At 72.9% G+C, this 11909-nt stretch carries 9 protein-coding genes; 4 read left to right on the forward strand and 5 right to left on the reverse strand.

Features of this window, described 5'->3' with window-relative positions; all coding sequences use genetic code 11:
- Positions 1 to 60: 60 nt before the first annotated feature.
- Complete coding sequence (gene galK, locus HS99_RS00985) at positions 61 to 1206, forward strand: galactokinase (protein ID WP_030284872.1); 1146 nt, start codon at positions 61 to 63, stop codon at positions 1204 to 1206.
- Between the two features lie 83 nt (positions 1207 to 1289).
- Here galK and HS99_RS00990 read toward each other — a convergent pair whose 3' ends face one another.
- The 5 genes from HS99_RS00990 to HS99_RS01010 form a co-directional block, all read right to left on the reverse strand.
- Positions 1290 to 2084, reverse strand: a complete 795-nt coding sequence (locus HS99_RS00990; RefSeq protein WP_030550268.1) for a DeoR/GlpR family DNA-binding transcription regulator — start codon at positions 2082 to 2084, stop codon at positions 1290 to 1292.
- A 263-nt stretch (positions 2085 to 2347) separates the two neighbouring features.
- Positions 2348 to 3388, reverse strand: coding sequence for an ABC transporter permease (locus HS99_RS00995; RefSeq protein WP_030284862.1), 1041 nt, complete (start codon positions 3386 to 3388; stop codon positions 2348 to 2350).
- 73 nt (positions 3389 to 3461) lie between these two features.
- Positions 3462 to 5036 (reverse strand): sugar ABC transporter ATP-binding protein, encoded by a 1575-nt coding sequence (locus HS99_RS01000; RefSeq protein ID WP_030284860.1) that lies wholly within the window; start codon positions 5034 to 5036, stop codon positions 3462 to 3464.
- Positions 5037 to 5156: 120 nt separating this feature from the next.
- A complete protein-coding gene (locus tag HS99_RS01005; RefSeq protein WP_046387468.1) occupies positions 5157 to 6206 on the reverse strand; it encodes a substrate-binding domain-containing protein in 1050 nt (349 codons plus the stop codon).
- An 881-nt stretch (positions 6207 to 7087) separates the two neighbouring features.
- A complete protein-coding gene (locus tag HS99_RS01010; protein ID WP_030550269.1) occupies positions 7088 to 8302 on the reverse strand; it encodes an alpha/beta hydrolase family protein in 1215 nt (404 codons plus the stop codon).
- 191 nt (positions 8303 to 8493) lie between these two features.
- Here HS99_RS01010 and HS99_RS01015 point away from each other — a divergent pair, with 191 nt between their 5' ends.
- From HS99_RS01015 to htpG, 3 genes are all read left to right on the forward strand, one after another.
- Positions 8494 to 9051: a TetR-like C-terminal domain-containing protein gene (locus tag HS99_RS01015; RefSeq protein ID WP_037829811.1), complete on the forward strand. Its 558-nt coding sequence runs from the start codon at positions 8494 to 8496 to the stop codon at positions 9049 to 9051.
- 98 nt (positions 9052 to 9149) lie between these two features.
- Entirely contained in the window at positions 9150 to 9848 is a 699-nt protein-coding gene (locus HS99_RS01020) for a hypothetical protein (RefSeq protein WP_030550271.1), read from the forward strand.
- Positions 9849 to 9862: 14 nt separating this feature from the next.
- The gene (gene htpG, locus HS99_RS01025) at positions 9863 to 11827 is read left to right on the forward strand and encodes a molecular chaperone HtpG (RefSeq protein ID WP_030550273.1); all 1965 of its coding nucleotides are present in this window, start codon (positions 9863 to 9865) and stop codon (positions 11825 to 11827) included.
- The last annotated feature ends 82 nt before the right edge of the window (positions 11828 to 11909 follow it).

Here is an 11909-nt window from a genome sequence, read left to right on the forward strand (position 1 = left end):
GCGCGCGGACATCGCCGCCGGTGGGAACCGACCCAGCACACCAGGCATGGAGCTGAACCGATGATCGACGAGGCAGCCACCGACTTCGAGGCCGTCCACGCGGCACGGCCGAGCGGCGTCTGGGCCGCTCCCGGCCGGGTGAACCTGATCGGCGAACACACCGACTACAACGACGGCTTCGTCCTGCCGATCGCCCTTCCGCACACCACCCGGGTCAGCGCGCGCCGCCGGACGGACGGACGGCTGCGGCTGTACAGCGCCCAGGGCGACGGCACGACCACCGACGTGGCGCTGGAGGGACTGGCGCCCGGCGCCGTGGCGAGCTGGGCGAGCTACCCGGCCGGGGTCTTCTGGGCGCTCGCCGAGGCGGGCCACCCCGTCGGCGGGGCCGACCTGTTCGTCGACAGCGACGTGCCGACCGGGGCCGGGCTCTCCTCCTCGGCCGCCCTGGAGTGCGCGACGGCCGCCGCCGTGAACGACCTGTACGAACTGGGCCTGAGCGCGCCCGAACTCGCCCTGATCGCCCAACGGGCGGAGAACGCCTTCGTCGGGGTGCCCTGCGGGGTGATGGACCAGATGGCTTCCGCCTGCTGCACGGACGGCACCGCGCTGTTCCTCGACACCCGGACGCTGGAACAGCGGCACGTGCCGCTCGACCTGACGGCGGCGGGGCTGCGGCTGCTGGTGATCGACACCCGGGTCAAGCACGACCTCGGCGACGGCGCCTACGCGGCCCTGCGGGCCGGCTGCGAGCGCGCCGCGGGCCTGCTGGAGCTGCCCGCGCTGCGCGACCTCCCGCCCGCCGACCTGGCCCCGGCCCTGGACCGACTGCCCGGTGAACTCCGGCCGCTGGTACGGCACGTGGTGACCGAGAACGGGCGCGTGCTGGAGACGATCGACCACCTGGGCCGCGGCGACCTCGCGGCGCTGGGGCCCGTCCTGACGGCCGGACACGCCTCGCTGCGCGACGACTTCCGGGTCTCCTGCCCGGAGACGGACCTCGCGGTGGAGGCCGCCGTCGCCGCCGGGGCACTGGGCGCCCGGATGACCGGGGGCGGCTTCGGCGGGTCCGTCATCGCGCTGGTCGAGGCCGGGCACCCGGCGGTGGTCTCCGAAGCGGTGCGGTCGGCCTTCCGCTCGGCGGGCTTCACCGCACCCGTCACCTTCACCGCGGTGCCCTCGGCGGGCGCCCGGCGGGTGGGCTGACCCGGCCGGACACCGGCACCGCCGGACGCCGGCGCGGCCGGTCCTTCGGGGACCGGCCGGCCGGCCGCCCGCCGGGACGACGATCAGCCGCCGGCCGGGACGACGACCAGCTCGCCGACCGCCTCGGCGACCAGCTCGCGGGCGGTCGCCGGGAGGGCGTCGTCGGTGACGAAGCAGTCGACCTCGGCGAGGGTCGCGAAGCTGCTCAGCCCGACCACACCCCACTTGGTGTGGTCCGCGACCACGACCGTACGGCGCGCCGAGGCGATCAGGGCCCGATTGGTCTGCGCCTCGGCGAGGTTGGGCGTGGTGAGGCCGGCCTGCTCGCTCACCCCGTGCACGCCGAGGATCAGCAGGTCCACGTGCAGCGAGCGGATCGTCTGGTCGGCCAGTGCCCCGACCAGGGCCGCCGAGCGGGTGGGCGACCCACCGGTCAGCAGCAGCGACGGGACGGTCTCCCTCCCGTCGCTTCCCGCTGCCCAGAGCAGGTCCGCGATCCGCAGCGAGTTGGTCACCACCGTCAGCCCCGGGACCTCCAGAAGCCGGGCGGCGACCGCGTAGGTCGTGGTCCCGGCGGAGAGGGCCACCACGCTGCCCGGCTCCACCAGCTTGACCGCGGCGTCCGCGAGTGCGGCCTTGGTGCCCTCCTCCAGACCGGACTTGGCGTCGAAGCCGGGCTCGAAGGTGCTCGCCGTCCCGGTCGCCACCGCGCCGCCGTGGACCTTCTCCACGGTGCCCTGACGGACCAGCGCGTCGAGGTCCCGGCGGATGGTCATGTCGGACACGCCGAACTGCTCGACCAGTTCGGCGACCCGGACCGCGCCGGCCCGGCGGATCGCCTCCAGGATCAGTGCCTGGCGCTGGGCGGCGAGCAACATCTGGTCAGCCACGGAGGACCTTTCGATCGAACGAGCACGTGCGGCTTGGGCGTTCTCGTCGGCGACCGGGAACGCGGCCTGGTCCTGCGGGAGTCATTATCCCAGCACCGCAGGCCGGGTGTGCCCCCGGTACCGGGCCGGGAGGCGGACCGCCGGCGCCGCGTTCGGTCGCGGTACCGGCGGTCCAGGGTCGGTCGGCCTCCGGCTGGTCTCCGGCTGGTCGGGTCTCCGGTCGGTCGGCCTCCCGGCCCGAGGGACGGGCCCTATGCCGGCAGGCCGATTGCGCGGTCGCGGTTGCGGCGCTGCTGGATGACGACGGCGACGACCAGCAGCGCGCCCTGGGCGACGTTCTGCCAGAAGGAGTTGATGTTCTCCACGGTGAGGCCGTTCTGCAGTGCGCCGAGCAGTGCGACGGCGAGCAGGGTGCCGCCGATGCCGCCCTTGCCGCCCTTGAGGGCGCAGCCGCCGAGGGCGGCTGCGGTGATCGACTGCAGCTCCAGGCCTTCGCTGCCGGAGACGGGCTGGCCGCTGCCGGTGCGGGCGGTGAGCAGCACGCCGGCGAGGGCGGCGACGGTGCCGGAGAGGGCGTAGGCGGCGATCAGGTACTTGTTGAGGTTGATGCCGGCCAGCCGGGCGGCGGTGTCGTTGCCGCCGATGGCGTAGATGTTGCGGCCGATGTCGGTGTACGTGAGCAGGGCGTGCACGGCGAGGGCGGTGAGGACCAGCAGCCAGACCATGGTCGGCAGGCCGGCGATCCTGCCCCGGCTGAGGAAGACGAAGACCGGGTCGTCGAGCACGTAGCCCTGGGCCCGGCCGTCCGAGACGAGCTGGGCGACGCCCTTGTAGGCGGCCAGTCCGGCGAGGGTGGCGATGGTCGGGTTGACCCGGCCGTAGACGATGACGACGCCGTTGAACAGGCCGATGCCGGCGCCGATGGCGAGGGCGGCGCCGATGCCGAGGTACGGGTTGGCGCCGGTGGAGGTGAAGACCATCGCGCTGGTGACGGAGGCCAGGCCGGCCTGGGAGCCGACCGAGATGTCCAGGCCGCCGCAGATGATCACCACGGTCTGGACGACGGCCAGCAGTCCGGAGATGGTCACGGCCTCGGCGATGACCTGGATGTTGTCCCAGCCGGCGAAGTTGGGGTTGAGCCAGCCGAACAGGGCGACCACGGCGACGAGGGCGCCGATCAGGCTGAGGTTCTGGCCACCGATCGCGGCGAGCAGGGCGCGCGGGCCACCGGACCGGGGGTTCACGGCTCCGGCGTCCGGCGCCGGGGCGGTCGGGGGAGTGGCGGTGGTCATGCGCCCACCTCGCTGCGCTCGGCAGGGGCACTTGCCCACGCGCGCCTTTCGACGGTTCGCTCGCTGCGCTCGTTCACTGGGTCTCTCCGGTCTGGGCGGGGGCGGTGGTGGCCAGGTCGTCGGCCATGGCGAGGGCGAGGACGGCCTCCTCGGTGGCCTGCTCGCGGGTGAGCTCGCCGGTGGTGCGGCCGTTCTGCATCACCACGACCCGGTCGGCGAGGCCGAGCACTTCGGGCAGTTCGGAGGAGATGACCAGGACGGCGGTGCCCGCGCGGGCGAGGTCGGCGATGATCTGGTAGATCTCGGCCTTGGCGCCGATGTCGACGCCGCGGGTGGGTTCGTCGAGGATCAGCAGGTCGGGCCTGCGGGCGAGCCAGCGGGCCAGGACGACCTTCTGCTGGTTGCCGCCGGACAGGGTGCGGACCTCCGCCTCGACGGAGGGGGCGCGGACCCGCAGCCGATCGGCGTACTCCTGGGCGAGGTCCTTCTCCTGGCGGCGTCTGACGAACCGCCAGCGGCTCAGCCGGCCCAGGCTGACCAGCGAGGTGTTGTCCCGGATGGTGCGGTGCAGGAACAGTGCCTGGGCCTTGCGCTCCTCGGGGGCCAGACCGATGCCCGCGGCGATGGCGTCGCCGGGGTTCCTCAGCCGCAGGACCTCACCGTTGAGGGTCACCGTGCCGGAGCGGATCGGGGCGTCGCCCGCCAGCGCGAGGGCGAGTTCGGACCGTCCGGCGCCGATCAGGCCGGCCAGCGCGACGACCTCGCCGGCCCGGACCCGCAGGTCGATGCCGTGCACGTCGTCGGTGTCGAGACCCTGGACGTCCAGGACGACCCGGTCGGTGGCGACCTGCTGGCGGACGAACAGCGAGGAGAGGTCCCGGCCGACCATGAGCCGTACGAGTTCGCCCTCGCCGGTGGCGTCGGCCCGGACCACGCCGGCCACCCGTCCGTCGCGCAGCACGGCGATGCGGTCGGCGAGCCGGAAGATCTCCTTCATCCGGTGGGAGACGTAGATGACTGCGATGCCCTCGTCGCGCAGGCGTGCGATCAGTGCGAACAGGGCCTCGACCTCGTGCTCCGAGAGTGAGGAGGTGGGCTCGTCGAAGGCGATCGCGCGCGGCGGGACGGCACCGGTCAGCGCGCGCATGATCTCGACCAGCTGACGCTGCGCGGCCGTGAGTTGGGAGCCGAGCAGGGTGGGGTCGAGGACCTTGTCGAAGCCGAGGCGGCGCAGGTCGGCGACGATCCGCCGGTGCAGCCCGGCGCGGTCCAGTCGGCGCAGGCGGGTACGGGGCAGTGCGCCGGCGTAGACGTTCTCGGCGACCGGGACGTGCGGGATGATCTCGGGTTCCTGCGGAATGATCCGGATCCCGGCCCGGCGGGCGTCCTGCGGGGAGTTCAGGTCCAGGGGCCGGCCGTCCAGCAGGACGCGCCCCCCGGTGGGGCGGTGGTCGCCGGTGAGGACGCGCAGCAGGGTCGACTTGCCGGCGCCGTTCTCACCCATCAGGGCGGTGACCTGGCCGGGCGGGAAGGTGAGGGTGACGTCCGTGAGCGCCTGGACGGCACCGAAGCGCTTGGACACGCCCTCGGCGCTCAGGCCGGCCGAGCCGTCCGGTGGCGGGAGGGGCGGGGATTCGGGTGGGGTCATCGGGGCCTCGTTGGCGGTGCGGTGCGGACGGTCTGGAGGAGCGCCGAGGTCGCGGCGGGGATGCGGCGGGGGCCGGGTCGGCCTGCCGCACCGCCGACTCGGCACGACGTCGATGTGGCGTCAGCTGCAGGACACGCCCGCGGACTGCCAGGTCGCGGCGTCGACCATCTTGGTCGGGGCGAAGGCCTCCTTGGGGAAGTCCTTGCCGTTCTTGAGCTTGTCGTACATCGTCTGCACCGACAGGGCGCCGACGTCCTTGCCGTTGATGAACAGGGCGGCCTTCATGCCGGAGGGCTTGCCGGAGGTCCAGTCCTTGCACGCCAGGTAGGCGCCGAGGCCGACGCCGTCGATGTCGTCGGGGCTGACCCCGGCGTTCTGCAGGGCGGTGACGGCGCCCTGGACGTTCTCGTCGTTGCAGCCCCACACCACCCAGTGCTTGACGCCGGCGTTGGCGGTGATGGTGGCGGCGACCTTGTCCTGTGCGCCGGTCGGCGTGTTGTCGGTGGCCACGTCGATGTCCTGCACGCCCGGCGCGGCCTGGTCGAAGGCGGCCCTGGCAGCCTTGACCCGGTCGCCGCAGACGGTCACGTCCTGCTTCCAGGCGGAGATGATCCGGGTGTCGGCCGCGTTCCAGCCGGCCTTCTTGAACTCCTCCGCGGCGCGCTGACCGACCTGCTGGCCCATCTGCTGGCCGGAGAAGCCGATCCGGGGCACCAGGTCGCCGGCGGCGCACTCGGTCGGGGAGGGTCCGGTCGCGCAGACCTGGTCGTCGGAGGTGAGCAGCGCAGCCTTGGCGTCCCGGGCGGTCCGGACGACCTGCGGCCCGACCGCCGGGTCCGGCACCACGATGATCAGGCCGTTGCTCTTCTGGGCGATCGCGGCCTGGACCTCGCCGACCGTCTTGTTGGCGTCGTTGCCGAGGTTGACGACCTTCAGGTCGGCGCCCAGCTCGGCCGCCTTGGCCTTGGCGCCGGCGGCCTCGTCCACGAAGTACTGCTGGTCGCCCTGCTTCTGCAGGTAGGTGATCGAGACCTTGCCGGAGACCGGGGCCACCGAGGCGTCGGCGCCGGAGGAGGAGGTCTGCCCGGTGGAACAGGCCGTCAGACCGAAGGCGGTGGCCAGGCTCAGCGCGGCGAGCGGGGCCAGGCGGCCACGGGGGGAGAGGTGCATGGTGGGGCTCCTGAAGGGTGGGGGGCCGATCAACCCGTAACAACAGAATCGCTCAGAAAACATCGAAATCAAACGCGATGGAGCAAAAGAAAACGCCCCGTTCAGGCCTGAGTCAAGCTCAGCCTTGCCTCCGGGGCGGTTTCGAAACCGTCTCGTAATGCCCGCCGGTCCACGCGGGCGCGCTGCGCACTCCGTCGAGGCGCCTGACGGTCGTCCTGGTCAGGGCTGCTCAACGGGGGAGCGCTCGGGCTCACTTGCCTACCTGTCGGTAGGCGGGCGCCCGGGACAGCTTCGGTCAAAGCCGAGACAGCGTCAATAGCCCCGGCAGCCGCCCGCTTCGACGGCCCGGGGCTGTGTCGACCGAGGCTTCCAGGGTGTTGATTGGTGTTGGAAGACGCGGCTGGGCTCGTGACCGGCCGGAACACTCGGTGGCGTCGCCCTCTTCGGCGGGAGTGCCTGCCGGATCGAAGGTGTGGCTGACCGTCCGAGACGGTCGGGCGCGGGGCCGTGGCGACTGCAACCGTGCGGCCGCCTCCCCGGAGCCGGGCTCAGACCCTCCGGGCCGCGGTCGGGATCTCCGCCCCGTGGGCCTCGGCCGCTCCGGCGGGGGCCAGCGCCAGCAGCGCCGTCGCGGCCGTCGCCGCCCATCCCTTCCGCGCACTGCTGCGCACTCCTCGGGGTGCGGCCGCGCAGGCCCCGGCCGGGGCCGCGACGTGATGCCCTCCCAGGCGCGGGCAGGCCTGGCGCCGTGTCACAGGCGCGCGGGTGGAGCTTCCCGGTCCCCACCTCCGGAATGAGGAGGGTGGAGACCGGCGGCGTCCGGCCGGGCAGCGTGCCGTGCACGGTGACCGACGAACCGACAGCGCAACCGCACCGCCGGGTCAGGCCGCGCAGGCGCGCGAGGCGAGGGTGGTGTCGAGCCAGTCGAAGGCGACCTGCTGGAAGCGGGACATGGCGCCCATGTGGCAGTGCTCGCCCGCGCCTTCGGACTCGGGGAGGGTGATCAGGGTGTTCGGGCAGGTGAGGGCGGCCTGCACCCGCTGGGGCTGGCCGCGGAAGAACTGGTCGTCCTCGGCGTCGAGGACGAGGGTGGGACATTCGATGAGGTGGGCGACGCCGTCGAGGGTGTAGGCGGCGGTCCTGCGGATGTAGTCCGAGGAGGAGGCGGCGCCGAAGGCCCACACGCCGTTGCGCAGGGCCCAGCGGAGCTGGGTGCTCGCCTGCATCAGCAGGGCCGCCACCGGGTCGGCGAGGTCGTCGCGCCCGGTCTCGATCCAGCCCCGCAGGAACGGCGGCATGACGCGGGTGTGGGCGTCGTGGTAGTCGTACAGGCCGTTGTCCAGGACGAGGGCGGCCAGCCGGTGCTCGTGGGCGGCGGCTCGGGCGGCGAGGTAGCCGCCGAGGCTGTAGCCGAACAGCGCGATCCGGCCGGGGGCGATCTCGGGGCGGCTGAGGGCGTAGTCGATCACCGGGCTGACCACGGCCTCCCAGTCGGGACGGAAGACGAGTCCCTGCTCGCGCAGCACGGCGCCCTGGCCGGGACCGTCGTAGGCCAGCACGTTGTAGCCGCGGCGCAGCGCGGCCGCGCCGATGGCGAAGTAGGCCTCCTCCAGGGTGGAGTCGAAGCCGCCGGTGAAGACGACGGTCGGGCGGGGCAGGCCGGAGTCGTCGACGAGGAAGAGGTACCCGGGCAGGGCGGTGTCCCGGTACGGGATGCGCACCGCCTCGACGGGCGTGTCCATGAGCCCCGCGGCGGTCGCGAAGGTCTCGCGGGAGAGCGCGGAGAGCGCCTTGGCCTCGGGGTCGTGGGCGGGGTCGTCGCGACGGTAGAACTCGGCGGTGCGGTAGTAGTTCGACGCGCGCAGCAGAGCCTCCCGGGCGCTGACCCGGTGGCCGGCGGCGAGGGCGGCGGTGCCGATGGCGTGGACGCGCTGCGCGGTCCTCTTCCACTCGCGCAGCCAGGCCTCCTCGTCGCCTTCGCCGACGTTGCGCAGGGTGGTGAGGACCTCGCCCAGGTCGGCGCCGCCGTCGTTGGCGAAACCGGCCGCGCGCAGTGCCTCGAAGGAGAACGACTCGTCCTCGTACAGGAATCGCATGGGTGCACCCCGGATCGATTGTCGAGACGGAACGGTTCCGTCTCGTCTATGTCGGAGACGATAGACCTCGCCCAGTCGAGACGCAACCGTTCCGCCTCGGGTAGGTTCGGGGCATGCCCGCTACTCCCGCGCCCCAGTCACCACCCCCCGCCCCCGGCCGCCCCCCTGGGCGCAGGCTCCCCGGCGGGCCCGTGCTCCAGGACTCGGTGACCGAGGCGATCGCCGCCGCGTTCTTCGAGGAGCTGGCGGCGACCGGCTACGCGCGGCTGTCCCTGGAAGCGGTGGCCAAGCGTGCCGGCGCGGGCAAGGCGGCCATCTACCGCCGCTGGGCCTCCAAACTGGAGATGACCGTCGACCTGGTCTCGGCCGTCGCCGTCGACGCCTCCGGGCCCGCCGACACCGGAAGCCTGCGCGGCGACGTCCTCGCCTTCCTCGCGGAGGTCGCCCACGCGCTCAACCAGCCGCTCGCCGCGCGGATCATCCCCGACCTGATCGCCGAGGGCGGCCGCACCCCCGAACTGGCCGAGGCGCTCTTCACCGCCGTCCGCGACACCCGCCGCGGCAAGGCCACCCGGCTCCTGGACCGGGCGGTCGACCGGGGGGAACTCCCCGCCGCCGTCGACCGCGAACTCGCGCTCGACCTGCTCGCCGGCCCGCTGTACTGGCGCCTCGCGGTCGTCCACACCCCGACCGCCCCCGACCACCTCGACCGCCTCGCCGACAAACTGGTCGCGGCCTTCCGCGCCTGACGCCCGGTCCGGGCGAATCCCGGGCGGCCCCGCCCGGGATCGTTGTAGTCTGTCATCGCCTCGATGACAGCAGAACGAGTCAGCGAAAGAGTGACGGAATGGATCAGCAGCACACCGGCACGCCCGGGGCAGGGCCGGTCTCGTTCCTGGCCGCCGCCGCCGCGCTCGGCGTGATGGACGCCGCCACCCGCACCGCCCGCCACGCACCGCCGGACACCACGGGCCAGAACGACCCGCAGCAGGCCCTGTCCGCGCTCCTGATGCTGCGCCACCTCCGCGAGGAACTCGCCGGCTGGGAGACCGGCCTGATCGAGACCGCGCGCGGCGCCGGCGCCACCTGGGGTGACCTCGCCGAACCGCTGGGCGTCCAGAGCCGCCAGGCCGCCGAACGCCGGTACCTGCGGCTGCGCCCCGACCGCGACGCCGGCACCGAGGCCGGCAGTACCGGTGAACAGCGCGTCCGGGCCGCGCGCGACCGGCGCGCCGGCGACCGGGCGGTCACCACCTGGGCCCGCGCCAACGCCGCGGACCTGCGCCGACTCGCCGGGCAGATCGGCGCCCTGGACGGCCTCGGCCCCTCGGCGGCCCCCGCCCTGCAACGCCTGCTGGACGCACTCGGCCACCACGACCCCGTCAGGCTGCTCGGCCCGCTCGCCGAGACCAGGCCGCTCCTGGCGGCGGACCATCCGGCGATCGTCGACCGTCTCGACGAACTCGCCGCCCGGGCCGAACAGCTGCGCGCCGACAGCAGCCACCGGCGCCGGACAACCCGTACCGACCCGACCCCTTTCCACTGAAGGAGACCCGTTCCGTGGCCAGCCCCACCGAGACGTTGGAGTTCCAGGCGGAGACCCGCCAGCTGCTGCAGCTGGTGATCCACTCGATCTACTCGAACAAGGACATCTTCCTGCGCGAGCTGATCTCCAACGCCTCCGACGCCCTCGACAAGCTCCGTCTGGAATCCCTCACCGACAGCGACCTCGCCGTCGACACCTCCGACCTGCACATCATGCTGGAGGTCGACCGGGAGGCCCGCACCCTGACGGTGCGGGACAACGGCATCGGCATGACGCGCGACGACGTCGTCGACCTGATCGGCACCATCGCCAAGTCCGGCACCGCGAGCCTGCTGGCCAAGATCAAGGAGGCCAAGGACGCGGACGTGGCGCAGAGCCTGATCGGCCAGTTCGGCGTCGGCTTCTACTCGGCGTTCATGGTCGCCGACAAGGTCACCCTGCGTACCCGCCGCGCCGGGACGGACCAGGGCACCGCGTGGGAGTCCGACGGCGAGGGCACCTACACCATCGCGCAGGCCGACGGCCTGCCGGTGGGCACCTCGGTCACGCTGCACCTCAAGCCGGCGGACGGCGAGGACGGGCTCGGCGACTACCTGGCCACCTGGAAGATCCGCCAGATCGTCAAGCAGTACTCGGACTTCATCCGCTGGCCCATCCGGATGGCCACCGAGCCGGTCGGCACGGACGCCGGGTCCGGGGCCGAGGACGGGGCCGAGGAAGGCGCCGAGGGCGCGGCCGCGAGCGCCCCGGAGACGCTGAACTCGATGAAGGCCCTGTGGGCCCGCCCGCGCAGCGAGGTGACCCAGGCCGAGTACAACGAGTTCTACCAGCAGATCAGCCACGACTGGCAGGAGCCCGCCGAGACCATCCACATGCGGGCCGAGGGCACCTTCGAGTACGAGGCGCTGCTGTTCATCCCCGCCCACGCCCCGTTCGACCTGTTCTCCCGCGACACCAAGCGGGGCGTGCAGCTGTACGTCAAGCGCGTGTTCATCATGGACGACTGCGACGCGCTCATGCCGAACTACCTGCGCTTCGTCAAGGGCGTCGTCGACGCCCACGACCTCTCGCTCAACGTCTCCCGCGAGATTCTGCAGCACGACCGCCAGATCACCGCCGTGCGCCGACGCCTCGTCAAGAAGGTCCTCGCCGCCCTCAAGGACCTGCGGACCTCGAACGCCGAGGCCTACGCCAAGCTGTGGGAGCAGTTCGGCCGGGTCCTCAAGGAAGGCCTGCTCGAGGACCGCGACAACGCCGACACCCTGCTGGAGCTGGTCTCGGCCGCCTCCACCCACGACGCGCAGGCGCCGACCACACTGCGCGAGTACGTCGAGCGGATGAAGGACGGCCAGGACACCATCTACTACCTGACCGGCGAGAACCGCCAGATGGTGGAGAACTCCCCCCACATGGAGGCCTTCACCGCCAAGGGCTACGAGGTGCTGATCCTCACCGACCCCGTCGACGAGGTCTGGACCGACCAGATCCCGGCCTTCGACGGCCACCGCTTCCAGTCCATCGCCAAGGGCCAGGTCGACCTCGACGACCACGCCGACGGCGACGGCAGCGACGAGGCGAAGGCGGAGAAGGCCCAGCGCGAGGAGGACTTCGCCGCCCTCCTCGGCTGGCTCCGGAGCACCCTCGCCGAGCACGTCAAGGAGGTCCGCCTCTCCACCCGGCTGACCACCTCCGCCGCCTGCCTCGTCGGCGACGCCCACGACCTGACCCCCACCCTGGAGAAGATGTACCGGGCCATGGGCCAGGAACTCCCCCCGGTCAAGCGCATCCTCGAACTCAACCCCACCCACCCCCTCGTCACCGCCCTGCACCAGGCCCACAAGGCAGGGCCCGAGACCCCGGCGCTCACCGACATCGCGGAACTCGTCCACGGCAGCGCCCTGTTGGCCGAGGGCGGCGACCTGCCCGACCCGGCCCGCTTCACCCGCCTGCTGACCGACCGCCTCACCCACACCCTGTGACCCCCCGCGGGTGCGGCCCGACGCAGCCGGTAGTGCCCGGCGGGCCGCACCCGCGGACGTCCCGCAGGCGGCCGGGCCTCCT

This window comes from Kitasatospora aureofaciens, assembly GCF_001188955.3.
GTDB lineage: Bacteria > Actinomycetota > Actinomycetes > Streptomycetales > Streptomycetaceae > Kitasatospora > Kitasatospora aureofaciens.